Source organism: Hyalangium gracile (assembly GCF_020103725.1).
In the GTDB taxonomy this organism is placed as follows: domain Bacteria; phylum Myxococcota; class Myxococcia; order Myxococcales; family Myxococcaceae; genus Hyalangium; species Hyalangium gracile.
This window is the reverse complement of record NZ_JAHXBG010000003.1, coordinates 302,178-318,096: the sequence shown is the minus strand read 5'-3', so window position 1 is coordinate 318,096 and position 15,919 is coordinate 302,178. Positions and strand designations below refer to the sequence as shown.

The window sequence follows — 15,919 nt, the reverse complement described above, 5'->3', positions numbered from 1 at the left end:
CTCCCGCCCGAGAACCGCCCTCCAGGAACCCCCATGACCCGAGATCCGCGCCACCACAGCCGTGCCATCACCGAGGGAGTCGGCCGCGCGCCCGCGCGCGCCATGCTGAAGGCCATTGGCTTCACCGACGAGGACCTGTCCCGGCCCATCATCGGCGTGGCCAACACCTGGACCGAGACGATGCCCTGCAACTTCCACCTGCGCCGGCTGGCGGCCAAGGTGAAGGAGGGCATCCGGGCCGCGGGCGGCACGCCCATGGAGTTCAACACCATCTCCGTGAGCGATGGCGTGACGATGGGCACCGACGGCATGCGCGCCTCGCTGGTGAGCCGGGAGGTCATCGCCGATTCCATCGAGCTGATGTGCCGCGGCCACATGTTCGACGGCGTGGTGGCGCTGGTGGGCTGTGACAAGACGCTCCCCGCGGCGGCCATGGCGCTGCTGCGCCTGGATCTGCCCTCCCTGGTGCTCTACGGCGGCTCCATTGCCCCGGGCTGCTACGAGGGCCGGGACGTCACCATCCAGGATGTCTTCGAGGCCGTGGGCGCGGTGTCGGCCGGGAAGATGTCGCCGAAGGCGCTCTCCGAGCTGGAGAACGTCGCCTGTCCGGGAGCAGGCGCCTGCGGCGGGCAGTACACCGCCAACACCATGGCGCTGGCCATCGAGCTGCTCGGCCTGACGCCGGTGGGGTACACCACCATCCCCGCCGAGGCGCCTGGCAAGGAGGAGGCGAGCGTCGCGGTCGGCGGGCTGATCATGCAGCTGCTCCAGCGTGGCGCTCGCCCTCGCGACATCGTCACGCGGGTGTCCTTCGAGAACGCCATCGCGGCGGTGGCGGCCACGGGAGGCTCGACCAACGCGGTGCTGCACCTGCTCGCCCTGGCGCGAGAGGTGGGCGTGCCGCTGTCCCTGGCGGACTTCGATCGGGTGAGCCGGCGCACGGCGCTGCTGGCGGACCTCAAGCCGGGGGGCCGCTTCGCGGCGGTGGACATGGACCGCGCGGGCGGCGTTCCGCTGCTCGCCCAGCGCATGCTGGCCGGTGGATTCCTGGAGGGCAGTGCTCGCACCATCGACGGGCGGACCTGGACCGAGCACGCGGCGGGAGCCACGGAGACCGCGGGCCAGCGGGTCATCCGTCCCTTGAGCGAGCCCATCCGCTCCACGGGAGGCCTGGTCATCCTGAGCGGCAACCTCGCTCCGGAAGGCTGCGTGGTGAAGATGTCGGGGCACGAGCGCCCGTACCACCGAGGTCCCGCGCGGGTCTTCGAGCGCGAGGAGGACGCCTTCGCCGCGGTGCAGGAGCGCCGCATCCGTCCCGGCGATGTGGTGGTCATCCGCTACGAGGGCCCGCGAGGCGGCCCGGGGATGCGCGAGATGCTCGGCGTGACGGCGGCGCTCGTGGGCCAGGGGCTGGGCGACTCCGTGGCGCTCCTCACCGATGGCCGCTTCAGCGGCGCCACCCGCGGACTCATGGTGGGCCACGTGGCCCCGGAGGCGGCCGTCGGCGGTCCGATCGCGGCGGTTCGCGACGGAGACATCATCACCATCGACGCGGAGGCCCGGCAGCTCTCCGTGGCGCTCTCTCCCTCCGAGCTCTCCGAGCGCCTGCGCGGCTTCCGGCCTCCGCCGCCTCGGTTCTCCTCGGGCGTCTTCGCCAAGTACGCGGCCCTGGTCTCCTCGGCCGCCGAGGGCGCCGTGACGCGGCCGCCTCCGCTCCCTCCCCGTTCTCCGTAGCTCCCTCCCAACCACAAGGACCGTTCAGATGACGAGCATCTATTACGACAAGGACGCTTCCCTCGAGCCCATCCGCGCCCGCAAGGTCGCCATCATCGGCTACGGGAGCCAGGGGCACGCGCACGCGCTCAACCTCAAGGAGTCAGGCGCCGACGTCCGGGTGGGCCTGCACGCCGCCAGCCGCTCGCGAGGCAAGGCCGAGGCCGCGGGGCTCAAGGTGACCTCGGTCGCCGAGGCCGCGCAGTGGGCCGACGCCATCATGATCCTGGCGCCCGACCAGACCCAGAAGCAGATCTACGACGCGGACATCTCGCCCCACCTCACGCGGGGCAAGGCCCTGTTCTTCGCGCACGGCTTCAACATCCACTACGGGCAGATCCGCCCGCCCGCGGACGTGGACGTGCTGCTCATCGCGCCCAAGTCTCCCGGCCACCTGGTGCGTCGCCTCTACCAGGAGGGCAAGGGGACTCCGGCGCTGATCGCGGTGCACCAGGACGCCACCGGCCAGGCGCGGGCCCTGGGCATGTCCTACGCGCGGGCGCTCGGCGCGACGCGGGCGGGCCTGCTGGAGACCACGTTCAAGGAGGAGACCGAGACGGATCTCTTCGGTGAGCAGGCGGTGCTCTGCGGCGGCGTCACGGCGCTCGTCCAGGCGGGCTTCGACACGCTGGTGGAGGCGGGCTACCAGCCCGAGAGCGCCTACTTCGAGTGTCTGCACGAGCTCAAGCTCATCGTGGACCTGATGTACGAGGGCGGCATGGGCTGGATGCGCCACTCCATCAGCGACACCGCCGAGTACGGCGACTACACGCGCGGCCCCCGCCTCATCAACGAGCAGGTGCGCGCGGAGATGAAGAAGGTGCTGAAGGAGATCCAGACGGGCGCCTTCGCCCGGGAGTGGATCCTCGAGAACCAGGCGGGCCGCCCCATGTTCGACAAGCTGCGCGAGCAGGGCCGACAGCACCCCATCGAGGACGTGGGCCGGCGCCTTCGCGAGATGATGTCCTGGATTCGCGAGTCCCGGAAGGACTCGAGCGAGCCCACGCCTCGCTGAGGGCTACAGGCGCCCGCGGATCTTCTTCTCGTCATACTGCCAGGGGATGACGTAGGTCATCCCCACCGAGAGCCAGCTCCCGCCCGCGTTGTAGGAGCCGACATCCTCGGCGTCGCCTCCCGCGAAGAGCTGTCGGAACTCGAAGCTCAGCCCCCACGTCTGCGACAGCCGCATGGTGGCCCCCGCGGAGAACCCCAGGGCCTGTCCGCCGCGCTCCACGGCGCGCCCACCGTCGAAGTAGGCGGCGGCGATGAGGGGCCCGACGAGGACGCCAGCCGACGGAATCACCACCTGCCTGCCCAGCTCCAGCCGCTTCTGGAAGCGCAGCCCTACGAGGGCCCCATAGGTGGCGGTGTTCAGGCCCGGCTTGTTCGTGAGCACCATCCGCTCGTAGGTGGCGAACAGATCGATGCCCACCTCGATGAAGTCATTCACCGAGTACCCGAAGGTGCCCGTCACCAGCGGACCGCCGATGGAGCCCCGTGAGCGCTCCAGGCCCCGGTTGTCCCGGTCGAGGTAGTAGTTGTCGTAGAAGGTGAGGTTGGGCGCGTACCGCCAGCCTCCCATGATGGAGATGCGGCTGGTGCCCTCGAGCCGCTTGTTCTCCTCGACCTCGTAGTCCTCCGGGGCGTAGTCGTCCTGTGCGGAGGCAAGACTGGCTGTCAGGGTCACGAGCAGAAGGATCACGCCACGCATGGAAACATCCTCGCTTCCTTGGCGCTGCAAGGACAAGAGGGCGACCAGGCGAGCGACCGGGGCCTCCAGGGCGGAGGCGCGCACTGTCACCCTCCTCGCAGCAGGGAAGGGGAGCGGTGGCATCCGCGCGGCAGGTAGGTTATTCCCAGGGCAGCGCGGGCAGTGTGGCGTCGCGGGTAGGACACGGTCATGGATCTCGGCAAAGCGGGTTGGCTCTCCTCGATTCTCGAGGAGGCGGTGGCGGCACATTCCGGTGTGTCCTCTCCCGCGGTGACCCCCGGCCTGTCCGAGCACAGCGCCTCCGGTCGTGCCCGGGCGCGCGCCTACCTGCGCCAGACGCTGCGCGCCTCGGGCCTGCTGTATGGCACGCCCATGGAGGGCACCCCCGAGGGCGCCACTCCCGGCGAGAAGGGTGGAGAGCGGGCTCGCGCCCCCGAGGAGCTGCTCTTCCTCGCGGTGGTCCGCACGCTGGCCCGGATGGCGCTGGACATCGCGCTGCTCACGGGCGCTCCCCTCCGCTCGCGCGAGGACCAGCTGCTGCTGCTGTTCGCCGTGTTCACCGGCGAGCTGGGCGTGGCCGAGGGCATCGACGAGAAGCTCCAGGACGGGCTGGAGGCCACCCGGCGCATGCAGGGCAAGGTGGAGTCGGCGCTGGCGCGGCGGGCCATCTCGCTGGCGGGGGATCCGGTCTACGGGCTGGTGCTGCACAACGGGGCGCTGTACGCGGACGCGCAGATGTTCGGCCGGCAGGCCATCGACTACTTCTCGCGTGGGCGCTTCCAGCGAGCGGCGGCGCAGCGGCGCATCGACTTCGCGGCCAGGCAGAAGGCGCTGCTCGTGAAGGTGCTGACGGGGCTGTCCTGCGCGGACCGCGAGCCGAGCTACGCCTCGCGCCGGGCCATTCTTCGCCAGGTGGAGGACCTGGCGCTGCCGGATGCCATCGAGTCCGAGCTGAAGGCCTCGGTGAAGAAGTCCTTCGAGCATCGGCTGGCGGTGCGCACCGTGGTGGCCGGCGTGCGCAGCAAGGACATGAAGCACTTCATCGTGGAGCAGACGCTGCTGGCCTCGCTGGTGGATGGGCAGCGCTCTCGCGGTGAGCGGGCCTTCATCCAGGAGCTGGCGGACACGCTGCACGTGCCGGACGAGGAGCTGCATCGGCTGGAGCTGGAGATGGCCGAGTTCTACGCCCGGCACCGCTCGGTGGTGGATGTGTTCACGGTGTCGGCCGCGGCGGGGGTGATGGGCGAGGACTACGTCATCCGGATCCAGGAGGCGCTGGAGAAGAACTTCCACCGGGTGATGCAGGAGGTGCGGGAGACGGGAGACCTGGCGGTGCTGCTGGCCAAGGCCGCCCGGGGACAGCGGCTCACGCGGGACGAGCGTCGGCGGATGCGAGCGCAGCTCTTCGACGTGGCCAAGGCCATTCCCGCGCTGGCGATCTTCGCCGCGCCGGGAGGGGTGCTGCTCCTGATCGCGCTGTCCAAGGTGCTGCCCTTCAGCCTGCTGCCCAGCGCGTTCCAGGACGAGCCCGCGCCCGAGCCCCTTCCCGAGCCCGAGCTGGACGCCGAGGCCTCCGAGGTGTCCGAGCGCCGGGTGGGGTGACAGCGCCCGCGAGGCGAACGGCCGCTACCGCGCTCTCGCTGATGGAAACTCCACGTCAATTCCAGGCGTGGGTTGCCGCAACCCGGGCCAGGGGAAAGGGATAATCTACGAGAGCGCAGGGACCCATCGGCCAGGGCTTCGGAACGCAGCACGGGAGGACGTCGTGACGCAGAGGCAGACGCCCGCCAGCGCGGTGGGAGGAGTCGTCACCGAGATGTTCGGCTCCGGCTTCTTCGTGGGCGATGCGCTGCGCGAGGAGGTGCGCGCCGAGGCGGCCGTGCGGCTGGCCTACGCGATGCGCAGGGATGGCGTCCACCCGGACTCGGTGCGCGCGCTGGCGCAGGCCATCCGCGAGATGGCGGAGGCCGCGCCGCTCCAGGACATGGAGAAGGAGCCGCTCACCGCGGGCCAGCGGAAGCTGCTCCACGGACTGATCGCCGAGATGACGCTCCCGGTGGCCTTCCGCACGCTCCTGGAGGCCGCGCTCCCGAAGGTGACGATGCGCCGGGATCTCGTCGCGCTCCAGGGCATGCTCTCCAGCACCTACGAGCGGATGGGGCGCATCGAGGCGGTGAGGGCGATGCCCGCCGAGGTGCCCGCGCCCAAGCGCTGACGACAGCCGCCCGGGCATTTGCCGGAACCATCCCGGCTAGGGACGCCCCCCGCGCCCCGCCCGCGTCCGGGACGTCGCGGCGCGGGGCTTCTCCGCTCGAACCCGGTAGGCGCCCGTCTTCGGATCCACCGTCACCTGGGGCGGACGGCGCGTCTCCTCGAAGAACCTCCAGCCCGGCTCCAGGCCCTGCCAGAAGGCGAGGAGGGCCTCGGTGGCATGCGGCAGCTTCTTCAGCTCGGCCAGGCCCTCGGCGTCGAGCCGACGCGGGAAGATGTGGATGGGCACCTGCCGGCCCATCTTCGCGTGCGAGTCCAGCGTCAGCACGTACAGCTCCTCGATGGGCTCGTCCTCGATGGCGATGCAGCCGATGCTCACGCAGTTGCCGTGCACCATGATGGCGTCCCCCGGGTCCTTCCGGCCGAGGAGCCGGTCCGACTCGTTCGGGTAGCTCACCCGCATGGACAGGTGGAAGTTGCTCCGGGGGTTGAAGAGGTTGATGGTGTAGAAGCCCTCGGGCACCTGCAGGTCTCCGCGCTGGCGCTTGGGCCCCAGCTCGCCTGACGCGGCGCAGAACGGGTACGTCTTCACCTTCACCAGCGGCTGACCCCTGGCGCCCGCCCACACCTCCAGCTGCCGCTCCTCCTTGAAGGCGCGCAGGTACAACTCCTCCGGCGGATACGACAGCCCCGCGGCGGCGAACAGCTCGGTGAGCGCCCGGGTCCGGTTTTGACGCGCGGCGGCAACGCGATCCTCGGCATGCGCGCTCAGCGCACAGGTCAGCAGCAGGCAGAGCAGGGCGGTTCTCACGGAGGCGTTGGACCCCGAGGGGTTGTCGGAGGTTCCTCCGATTCTGAACACTTCCCGGTGGGTGGGCCGGCACCTCGTTCGACGGCCTACCGTGCGGGTCTCTAGCCTCTGCTTCGCGCGCGCCTACCCGTTCAGGCGTTCTTGCTCGTATCGTGCGCACTGCGCTCTCCGGCACTCCCCCGTCGGGGCTGGCGCATGGCCTTCACACACACGAAAGGCAGGTCCGAGATGTCCAAGGTCTATGAAGCCCCCAATCAGCCTGGCAGCAAGGTCCAGTTCGCCAGCCGCTATGGCAACTACATCGGAGGGGAGTTCGTCCCGCCCACCAAGGGCCAGTACTTCGAGAACATCACCCCGGTGACGGGCAAGCCGTTCTGCGAGATTCCGCGCTCCACCCACGAGGACATCGAGAAGGCCCTCGACGCGGCCCACAAGGCCAAGGGCGCCTGGGGCAAGACGTCCGTCACCACCCGCGCGGACATGCTCAACAAGATCGCCGACCGGATGCAGGCCAATCTCGAGAAGCTCGCGGTCGCCGAGACGTGGGACAACGGCAAGCCCATCCGCGAGACGCTGGCGGCGGACCTGCCGCTGGCCATCGATCACTTCCGCTACTTCGCGGGCGTCATCCGCGCGCAGGAGGGCAGCCTGGGCGAGCTGGACGAGAACACCGTCTCGTACCACTTCCAGGAGCCGCTCGGCGTCGTGGGGCAGATCATCCCCTGGAACTTCCCGCTGCTGATGGCGGCCTGGAAGCTGGCGCCGGCGCTGGCCGCGGGCAACTGCGTGGTGCTCAAGCCCGCCGAGCAGACGCCCGCCACCATCCTCATGCTGATGGAGCTGGTAGGCGACCTGATTCCGCCCGGCGTGCTCAACGTGGTGAACGGCTTTGGCATCGAGGCCGGCAAGCCGCTGGCCAGCAACAAGCGCATCGCCAAGGTGGCCTTCACCGGTGAGACGACGACGGGCCGCCTCATCATGCAGTACGCCTCGGAGAACCTCATCCCGGTGACGCTGGAGCTGGGCGGCAAGTCGCCCAACGTCTTCTTCGCGGACGTGTTCGACAAGAACGACGACTTCGCCGAGAAGGTGCTCGAGGGCTTCGCGATGTTTGCCCTCAACCAGGGCGAGGTGTGCACCTGTCCGTCGCGCGCGCTGGTGCAGGACAAGTTCTACGACGCCTTCATGCAGAAGGCCGTGGAGCGCACCAGGAAGATCGTCCAGGGCAACCCGCTGGACACCAGCACGATGATCGGCGCCCAGGCGTCCAACGATCAGCTGGAGAAGATCCTCTCGTACATCGACATCGGCAAGAAGGAGGGCGCCAAGGTGCTCACCGGTGGCGGCCGCGCGAGCCTGTCGGGCGCCCTGTCCGAGGGGTACTACGTGCAGCCCACGATCTTCGAGGGCCACAACAAGATGCGCATCTTCCAGGAGGAGATCTTCGGCCCGGTGGTGTCGGTGGCGAAGTTCAAGGACCAGGCGGACGCGCTGGCCATCGCCAACGAGACGCTGTACGGCCTGGGCGCGGGCGTGTGGACGCGTGACACGAACACGGCGTACCGCATGGGCCGGGAGATCCAGGCGGGCCGCGTGTGGGTGAACTGCTACCACCTGTACCCGGCGCACGCGGCGTTCGGCGGCTACAAGCAGTCGGGCATCGGCCGCGAGACGCACAAGATGATGCTCAACCACTACCAGCAGACGAAGAACATGCTGGTGAGCTACGACCCGAAGCCGATGGGCTTCTTCTAGGCCGTAGCCCAGGGAGGCACCATGAGCGTGGAGCGAGTGACCGTGACGCCCAAGGCCGAGGCCCTGCTGCGCAAGCTGCAGGGGCAGTACGGCCCGCTGCTCTTCCACCAGTCGGGAGGCTGCTGCGACGGCAGCGCGCCGATGTGCTTCCCGCGCGGCGACTTCAAGATCGGCCAGGAGGACGTGTTCCTCGGGACGATCGTGGACACGCCGTTCTACATCTCCGGTCCGCAGTTCGAGTACTGGCAGCACACCCACCTGACGGTGGACGTGGTGCCGGGGCGAGGGAGCGGCTTCTCGGTGGAGGCACCGGAAGGAGTCCGCTTCCTCATCCGCTCGCGTGTCTTCGAGGACGCGGAGTACCGGGCGCTGCAGGAGGCGGGGCCACCGCCTCGCGGGCCGCAGCACTGAGGTAGAGGAGGGGTGGGGGCGCAGGTTCCCACCCCTTCTGCTTTCGGCGCCCCTACGGAGGGGGGGCGAGCTCCCAGTCCGGCTCGAGGCGCTGGCGCGCCAGCTCCAGGGTCCGGGCATTCTCCGGGACATACAGCCAGAAGCGCGCGCGGGCCATGGCTTCCGGGATGTCGAGGCTGCGCTGTCTCACGCAGTGCACGGCATGCCGCAGGGTACGCTTCCCTTCGGTGTCGTCACCCATCGCGAAGCAGGCCTCCGCCAGCGCCAGCCACGCGCCCACGGAGCCCGCGCCCGCGCCGCCGATCTGCTCCAGCACCTGTACGCCTGCCGCCGCCTCCGCCCGCGCCTCCTGCATGCGCCCCTGGGCTCGCAGCGTCGACGACAGGAACGTGCGCGCGACGAGCTGGAAGGCCAGGAACCCGCCGATCTGCTCGCACGCCCTGCGGGCATGGGCCTCCGCCTCCGCGTGCCGACCCTCGGCCCCCGCTGCCCGTGCCAGCGCGAGCTGGGAGATGCCCAGGTGGAGCATGTCGCCATTCGCCTCGTCCGCCACCCGGCGCGCCAGCTCGCGAGACTCCTCGCGGTGCGTCGGCTCGGGGCTGTTGGACAGCACGTACAGCAGCTGCATCTGCGTGGCCGCCGCCGCATATGTCTGGCCGGCCCGCCGGGACGTCTCCGCCGCGTCCCGGAGGACCTCGATGGCGCGAGCCCCTTCCCCGAGGGCCTCCAGCGCCATCCCCCAGATGGCCTGAGGCGCCGTGCGGTTGCGCTCCGAGTTCACCTCGCGGAAGGCCTTCACCCCCTCCTCGCCGGCGATGCAGGCCTGCCAGGGGTGAGGCTGCAGGTAGTGGCGGGGATAGGCCCTGCCGCACCAGGTCCACCCCCGCGCGCCGGGATCCCTCGACAGGATGTCCGCCCCGACCGCGTTCAGCCGCTCCAGGACGAGCAGGGCGGGAGCCCTCAGCCCGCACCAGCTGTTGATGGCCGTCATGATGGCGGCCGTCTCCACATAGAAGGGGATGGCCTCGGGGGCGGGGTTGGTGCTCAGCAGGAGCTGACCCAACTGCGCCACATCCGCGTGCCGGCCGCACTGGGCGCCCATGAGGATCATCGCCCCCGTCACCCGGGCCCACGGAGCGCTGCCCCGGAGGAGCTGGGACTGGACCTTGGTGCCCACGCTGAAGCCGTGCTCGAAGTCCTCCTGCCAGAAGCTGATCATCACCTCGAGAGCCCGCAGCTCCGCCAGCGCCGGGCCGGTGGGCTCGCACGCCAGGGCGGCCTGCACGCACCGCTGCGCGCCCGCGATGTCCTGCTGCTCGTAGAGCCGCTCGCCCGCGCGGGTGAAGAAGTGCACCGCCCGCTCCTTCTTCTTCCCGAGCTGATAGTGCTCCGCCAGCACCCACGCGTCCTGCTCACCCGCCTGCTCCAGCCACGCCCCGGCCCGCTGGTGGCCCAGGGGCTTGAGGTTGTCGGGCACCAGGCCGTAGGCCGCGTCCCTCACCAGCGCATGGCGGAAGCGGTACTCGGTCTCTCCGGGGAAGCGGCTGCCGGCCTGGGGCTGCACCATCTCCAGCTCTCGCAGGCTCCGCAGGCCGTGCTCCAGCTCGTCGGAGGAGATCTCCTCCTCCAGGAGCGTCCGCACGCCTCGGGGCCAGAAGGAGCGGCCGAAGATGCTGGCGGCCAGCAGCACCCGCCGGGGGCCGCGCTCCAGACGCTGGAGCCGGGACTGGAGCATGGCGAGCACCGTGCCCGGAGTCTCCTCGCCGTGTCCCTCGGCCTCGTTGCGGATGAGCTCCTCCAGGAAGAGGGCGTTGCCGGCGGCCTGCTCCACCAGGCGAGCCACCACGGCCGGCCGCACCTGGGGGCCGAGCACCTCGTGGACGAGCCGGGTGCAGGCCTTCTGGCTCAGGCCGCGCAGCGTCACCTCCTGGAGGTGCTGGGACCAGAGGCCCGGGAACAGCTCCCGGACCTCGGGGCGGGCCAGCGCCAGCACCAGGAGCGGCTGCTCGGTCAGCTCGCGCAGCACCTCGTCCACCAGCTTCACGGTGAAGCTGTCGCTCCAGTGCAGGTCCTCCAGGACCAGCAGCACCGGGCCCTGGGACAACTCGGCCCGGAGGAAGGTGACCATGGCCCGTGTCACCTGGGCGCTCATCAGCCGCGGATCCTCGCGCGCCGCGCGCAGCTTGGGGCTGTCCTCCAGGGGGAAGGCCACGCCGCACAGCTCGCCGAGGAACTCGACGGTGTCCTTCACCTCCTCGGCGGCGAGGTGCTGGGAGACGCGCCGCGCCAGCTTCTGTCGCCGGCACTCCAGCGGCTCGCCGTTGAGGACGCCACACAGCCGGCGCACCGCCTCGCCCATCAACCCATAGGCGGAGCCCGCGTTCATCGGATCGCCCCGGCCGAACATCACGAGCATCGGCTGCGCGCGGTGCTCCAGGCGGCGGAGGAACTCGTGACGCAGGCGGGACTTGCCGGTGCCCGGGGGCGCGGTGACCAGCACGGCGCGCGCCGAGGTGTCCTCCACGCAGGAGTGGAAGGCCATCTCCAGCATGGCCAGCTCCTGCTCGCGGCCCACGCAGGGGGTGGGGCGGCCCAGCAGCGGGCGGGACTCATCCACGCTCAGCAGCTCGCCGCGCAGCTGGATGGCTCCGGAGGGCGTCTTGTCGACCTGGAAGCGGGGGCCCAGCAGCCCCGCGGTGGTGGTGTCCAGCACCACCTGGGAGGCGACGGCGTGCTCCCGCTCCATCTTCCGGAGGAACTCGCCGGCCCGGTCCATCACCTCCCCGACGGGCAGCGCCTCGCCTCGGAGCGTCAGGCCGGTGGCGAGGACCACGAGGCTGTCCGGCCACCGCTCCTTGACGGTCAGGGCACAGCGCGCGGCCAGGACGGCCTGATCGGTGGCGGTGCCGCGCTCCACCAGGAAGGTGGCCAGAAGCGAGCCGTCGGCCAGCAATGCGGCACGCGCGCCGTTCGCCCGAAGCTCCTGCAGCAACGGGCCCTGCCGCTGGCGGGCGTGCTCCGCGTCCTCGGCGTTGAGCGTGGGCGCGTTCGCGGCGGCTCCGTAGGGCGTGGCCAGCAGCACGCTCACCAGGTGCTGCTCGGCGTGCGCCAGGCTGGTGGGCTGTGGCGTGTGGGGATGGCCCGGGGCGGGGACCTCGGCCAGGGTCTCCAGCGCCTCCACCGCGGGCAGCAGCTGCGTGCCATCCGCGAGCCGACGCGCGGGAGCCTTGGCCAGCATCCGATCCAGCAGGCCCTGCAGCGAGGCGGGCAGCTCGGGCCGCAGCGTGCGCAGCCGCGCGGGCTCCGAGAAGAGGATCTTGGCCAGCACCGCGGCCATGTGCGGGGCCTGGAACGGGGCCTTGCCCGTGAGGCACTGATACAGCACGCACCCCAGCGAGAAGATGTCCGCGCCCGGGGTGATGTCCTCCTGGCTGGAGGCCTGCTCGGGCGCCATGTACCCGGGAGTGCCCAGCACCGTGGAGCTGCCGGTGAGCGCCTGCGAGGAGGCCACCAGTCGGGCCAGCCCGAAGTCCAGCACCACCACGTCCTCGATCCTGCCGCCGCGCAGGAAGAGGTTGGAGGGCTTGATGTCGCGGTGGACGATGCCCCGCGCGTGCGCGGCGGCGAGGCCCTCGGCGACACAGCGCACCAGCAGCAGCGACTCCGAGAGGCTCAAGGGCTGATGCGCCAGCCGGTGGGCCAGGTCCTCACCCTCCAGCCACTCCATGGCGAGGAAGGGCTGACCCTCCTCGGTGACGCCGTGGGCCACGTAGGAGACGATCCGGGGGTGGCGCAGCTCGGAGAGCAGCTGGGCCTCCCGCGTGAAGCGCCGCGCCGTCTCGGAGTCCCCCACCGCATGCACCAGCTTGAGGGCCACGACGTGCTCGTTCGTGGTGTCCACGGCTCGGTAGACGGAGCCCATGCCGCCGCGGCCCGCCAGTCGTTGGATCAGGAAGCGGCTTGCCAGGAGGGTGCCGGGAGCTGGCGCGGCGGACATGGGAGGAGCGTGCGGCATGTGAGGGAGCAGGGAGGAGCATTCTACTGGAAGAGGGAAGTCCTCCGCGCGTGAGTGTTGCATGCGCGGGCGGCGCAACCATGATTCGGGGCGCCAGCGCTCAGGGGGTATATCAGGGGGTATAGCGGAGCCCATGCGCCACTTCGTTCGGCCGCTGCTCGCGCCCTGAAGGAACGAGGCATCGAACCGAACGGGCTCAAAGTCGGACCCTGCGCCGATCTCAGTCAAGATGACTACGAGTCGTCGCGGATTTCAGTGGGCATCATGCTCTGGAAGCACGCCGACACCGCCGTCGCGATCGTCGACGACGTGCTGCGCGAATGGGCCACCACTTCGGCATCAGCATGGAAGGCGTGGTGTGCTCCCTGGAAGACTAGTTGCGCTCCTCGAGCGGGCCCTCGCCATCCTTGATGACGTTGTCGTCGCCGCGCTGACCGTCCTGCTCGAACGGGCCCTCGCCGTCATCGATGACGCCGGGCTTGTCGCCGATCTTGCCGTCACCGATCTGCTTGTCGGTGCCCGAGCCGCCCCAGCCCTCCTTGAAGCCTTCCGCGGCTTCCTTGCCAGCCTTCTTCACCTCCTCGGTGGCCTCGCCGACTTCCTGGCCGACCTCGCGCGCGCTCTCGCGCACCTCGGCCTGGCCGCGCTCGGTGCAGCCCACGGCCAGCCCCGTCAGCCCCAGCAGGCCCGCCACCACGAAACCCTTCCATCCCTGCCGCGTCATGGTGCCTCCTCTCAGTCCCTTGGATGGTTCCTCAGGCAAGGTAGGCATCCATTCCTGGACGGCAGGGTGGGGCAGGCGAGGAGGCGAGCGGCGGTTCTCCTCCCCGCTCAGGTCCGCTCGAGCCGGAAGGCGAGCCGGCGCAGATCCTCATTTACCTTCACGAACTGGGAGTTGCCCTTCTCGTCGGCGAGCTGGGCCTGGATCTTCGGCAGCGCCTCGCGCGCCTTCGTCGCGGCCTCCTTGGAGTCTCCCACCATCCAGTCCAGCGCCTGGATGAGCGCGAAGCGCGTGTCCAGGTCCTTCTCGGCGAGCTTCTCGGCCATGGCCACCGCGTGCTGCGGGCTGCCCTTGCGCCCCAGCTCCAGCGCCGCCCGCTCCACCACTCGCGGGTCCTTGTCTCCCAGCTTCTGCGCCCAGCAGCCCGGGTCCGCGCCGCACGCCTTCGCCGCCTCCAGCACCTTGCCGTAGCGGAGGATCGTCTCCCCCCGCTTCATGCCGAGCGCCTCGGGGTTGTCACAGCCGTCCCCGCCGTACTCCTGGCACTCCTTGGTCGCCAGGGCCGGCTCGTTCTGCGCCCACTTCGTGAAGAGCTGCTGCTCCTGATCGTTGCCCAGCAGCGCCACGGCCCGCATGGCCACCTCTCGGGCGTACCAGTCGCCCTGGCCCGCCGCCTTCGTCAGGGACGGCAGCGCGTCGCGCCCGCCCAGCAGCACCAGCCCCCGTACGTAGGAGGTGCGCACCGTGGGATCCTCCTCGGTGGCCAGCGCGGCGAGCGGCTTCACCGCCGCCGTGGACCGCATCCGCCCCAGCGCCTCCGCCGCCTGCATCCGCACCAATGCCTGGACCTGCGGATTGGAGTCCGTGAACGACAGCTGCTTGATGAGCGCCGCCTCCGCGCGGCGATCCCTCAGGTCCCCGAGCACCTGCGCGCCCTTCATGGCGTAGCTGGCCGGGTGCACGCCGTTCTGCTGGGCCCACTTCGTCAGCTCCGTGTCCCGGCCCTCCATCGCCGCGATCAGCGCGTCCGCCGCCGGAGTGCCCACCTGGTAGAGCGCGAAGGAGCTCTCCACATAGAAGGAGACGCCCTGGCGCTCCTGGGTCAGCATCCGCATCAGCACGGGCACGGCCTTCGCGTCGCCGATGCGGCCCAGCGCCTCGATGGCCTTCTTCTTCAGGAAGTTCTCCGTCTCCTCATCCGAGGCGAGCTTCACCAGCGGCTCCACCGCCTGGGGCGCGCGCAAGAGCCCCAGTGCCTGGATGGCCTCGATGCGGGTGTAGTTGTCCTTGGCGCGCAAGAGCCCCGTGAGCGCGGGGGCGGCCCGAGCGTCTCCCAGCCTGCCCAGCGCCGCCGCCAGCTCCTTGTTGGCCAGGGCGGTGTCGCTGTCCGTGGCGCTCGGGTCCAGCGCGGCCTGCAGCGGCTCCAGGGAGGTGGGGCTCTTCAGGTCGCCAATCGTCCGGGCCAGGGCCGCCTTCACCTCCGGCCGCTTCTCCGCCGCCAGCCGGGCGTGCAGCATGGGCAGGAAGCCCTCCTGGAGGTTGCCGGAGCTGCGCAGCGACTCCAGCACCTGGACCCGTCCGTCCGCCCGCTTCGCGCTGGCGAGCTTCTTCTCCCAGAACTCGGGTGTCTTCGGGTCGCCCTTGCACCCCGAGAGGACGAGGACAGCGAGCACGACGCTCAACGCGGCAAGGCAGCGGGGCATGGGGCCTCCTGGGCAGCGGTCTGGCGGGTGAGGTGCTGCCGTCGTACCCCTCCTTGAAAGAACGGGTCAAACCCCCCGGGTTGGTTGAGGTAGGCTGGTCAACGACAATGCCCTCGGAAACCGTCATGGGTTCACAGAATCGCGCCTGGAAGCGCCGCACGTACCTCATCGATCGAGAGTTTCAGCTGAAGTACATCTTCATGCTGGCGTCGATCGGAGCGGGCAGCATCGCCCTGTTCGGGGCGCTGGCGTGGTGGGCGCACACCGCGGCGCTCGAAGCGGGCTCGGGCTCGGAGGGCTTCGCGGGGATGACCATCCTCTGGCTCACCGTGCTGGCGGTGATAGGCACGGCGGTGGCGCTCGGCCTGTTCGGGCTGGTCTTCACCCACCGCGTGGCCGGGCCGGTGCACGTCATGAACCTCTATGTGGAGGCGCTGGCGGCCGGGCACTACCCGCGGCTGCGCCCGCTGCGCAAGTACGACGAGCTCAAGAAGTTCTTCGACCGCTTCAGCCACGCGGTGGACCGCATCCGCGCGCGCGAGGCGGAGGAGGCCCAGGTCCTCGGCCAGGCCCTGGCGGCCTTCCAGCCCCTGGCCCAGAGCGACGAGGCCCGCGCCGCGCTCAAGACGCTGGAGGAGCTGCACCTGCGCAAGCGCGAGGCGGTGAACAAGCCCGTCAGCGGCAGCCACCCGGTGGCGCCCTCGCGGTGAGCGCGGGGGCCTGCCTGTTCAGGGGCTGATGGTCGCCGCCAGTTCCAAGGTCCATTTCCAGGCCCGGGGCGGTATGGTCCGCGGAACCTCGATGACCT

11 protein-coding genes and 1 pseudogene are annotated in these 15,919 nt (G+C 70.4%); 7 read left to right on the top strand and 5 right to left on the bottom strand.

Features of this window, described 5'->3' with window-relative positions; translation table 11 throughout:
- Positions 1-33 precede the first annotated feature (33 nt).
- Together ilvD and ilvC are read left to right on the top strand one after the other, a co-directional pair.
- Positions 34-1,734, top strand: a complete 1,701-nt coding sequence (gene ilvD / locus KY572_RS07990) for a dihydroxy-acid dehydratase (RefSeq protein WP_224241904.1) — start codon at positions 34-36, stop codon at positions 1,732-1,734.
- 22 nt (positions 1,735-1,756) lie between these two features.
- A pseudogene (gene ilvC / locus KY572_RS07985) lies at positions 1,757-2,788 on the top strand (ketol-acid reductoisomerase); the annotation flags it as partial.
- Positions 2,789-2,791: 3 nt separating this feature from the next.
- Here ilvC and KY572_RS07980 read toward each other — a convergent pair.
- Positions 2,792-3,484 (bottom strand): hypothetical protein, encoded by a 693-nt coding sequence (locus KY572_RS07980; protein WP_224241900.1) that lies wholly within the window; start codon positions 3,482-3,484, stop codon positions 2,792-2,794.
- Between the two features lie 189 nt (positions 3,485-3,673).
- Between KY572_RS07980 and KY572_RS07975 the strand changes: the two genes are divergently transcribed.
- On the top strand, positions 3,674-5,086 hold the full coding sequence (locus KY572_RS07975) for an LETM1/MDM38 family protein (protein ID WP_224241898.1): 1,413 nt from the start codon (positions 3,674-3,676) through the stop codon (positions 5,084-5,086).
- A gap of 163 nt (positions 5,087-5,249) precedes the next feature.
- Positions 5,250-5,699: a hypothetical protein gene (locus tag KY572_RS07970; RefSeq protein WP_224241896.1), complete on the top strand. Its 450-nt coding sequence runs from the start codon at positions 5,250-5,252 to the stop codon at positions 5,697-5,699.
- Positions 5,700-5,735: 36 nt separating this feature from the next.
- Here the strand turns inward: KY572_RS07970 and KY572_RS07965 are convergent, their stop codons facing one another.
- On the bottom strand, positions 5,736-6,506 hold the full coding sequence (locus KY572_RS07965; RefSeq protein ID WP_224241895.1) for a L,D-transpeptidase family protein: 771 nt from the start codon (positions 6,504-6,506) through the stop codon (positions 5,736-5,738).
- A 228-nt stretch (positions 6,507-6,734) separates the two neighbouring features.
- On the opposite strand from KY572_RS07965, the gene adh reads away from it, so the two are divergent.
- Complete coding sequence (adh, locus tag KY572_RS07960) at positions 6,735-8,261, top strand: aldehyde dehydrogenase (RefSeq protein WP_224241893.1); 1,527 nt, start codon at positions 6,735-6,737, stop codon at positions 8,259-8,261.
- A gap of 21 nt (positions 8,262-8,282) precedes the next feature.
- Entirely contained in the window at positions 8,283-8,672 is a 390-nt protein-coding gene (locus tag KY572_RS07955) for a DUF779 domain-containing protein (protein WP_224241891.1), read from the top strand.
- A 52-nt stretch (positions 8,673-8,724) separates the two neighbouring features.
- On the opposite strand, the gene KY572_RS07950 is transcribed toward KY572_RS07955, so the two are convergent.
- The 3 genes from KY572_RS07950 to KY572_RS07940 form a co-directional block, all read right to left on the bottom strand.
- Entirely contained in the window at positions 8,725-12,669 is a 3,945-nt protein-coding gene (locus tag KY572_RS07950; RefSeq protein WP_224241890.1) for a serine/threonine-protein kinase, read from the bottom strand.
- Positions 12,670-13,060: 391 nt separating this feature from the next.
- Complete coding sequence (locus tag KY572_RS07945) at positions 13,061-13,411, bottom strand: hypothetical protein (protein WP_224241888.1); 351 nt, start codon at positions 13,409-13,411, stop codon at positions 13,061-13,063.
- A 107-nt stretch (positions 13,412-13,518) separates the two neighbouring features.
- Positions 13,519-15,111 (bottom strand): HEAT repeat domain-containing protein, encoded by a 1,593-nt coding sequence (locus KY572_RS07940; RefSeq protein ID WP_224241887.1) that lies wholly within the window; start codon positions 15,109-15,111, stop codon positions 13,519-13,521.
- A 125-nt stretch (positions 15,112-15,236) separates the two neighbouring features.
- Here KY572_RS07940 and KY572_RS07935 point away from each other — a divergent pair, with 125 nt between their 5' ends.
- A complete protein-coding gene (locus KY572_RS07935) occupies positions 15,237-15,821 on the top strand; it encodes a signal protein (RefSeq protein ID WP_224241886.1) in 585 nt (194 codons plus the stop codon).
- Positions 15,822-15,919 lie beyond the last annotated feature (98 nt).

Coding starts and splice junctions, on each gene's coding strand:
- ilvD (WP_224241904.1), top strand. CDS start 34: ATGACCCGAGATCCGCGCCACCACAGCCGTGCCATCACCGAGGGAGTC.
- KY572_RS07980 (WP_224241900.1), bottom strand. CDS start 3,484: ATGCGTGGCGTGATCCTTCTGCTCGTGACCCTGACAGCCAGTCTTGCC.
- KY572_RS07975 (WP_224241898.1), top strand. CDS start 3,674: ATGGATCTCGGCAAAGCGGGTTGGCTCTCCTCGATTCTCGAGGAGGCG.
- adh (WP_224241893.1), top strand. CDS start 6,735: ATGTCCAAGGTCTATGAAGCCCCCAATCAGCCTGGCAGCAAGGTCCAG.
- KY572_RS07955 (WP_224241891.1), top strand. CDS start 8,283: ATGAGCGTGGAGCGAGTGACCGTGACGCCCAAGGCCGAGGCCCTGCTG.
- KY572_RS07950 (WP_224241890.1), bottom strand. CDS start 12,669: ATGTCCGCCGCGCCAGCTCCCGGCACCCTCCTGGCAAGCCGCTTCCTG.
- KY572_RS07945 (WP_224241888.1), bottom strand. CDS start 13,411: ATGACGCGGCAGGGATGGAAGGGTTTCGTGGTGGCGGGCCTGCTGGGG.
- KY572_RS07940 (WP_224241887.1), bottom strand. CDS start 15,111: ATGCCCCGCTGCCTTGCCGCGTTGAGCGTCGTGCTCGCTGTCCTCGTC.
- KY572_RS07935 (WP_224241886.1), top strand. CDS start 15,237: ATGGGTTCACAGAATCGCGCCTGGAAGCGCCGCACGTACCTCATCGAT.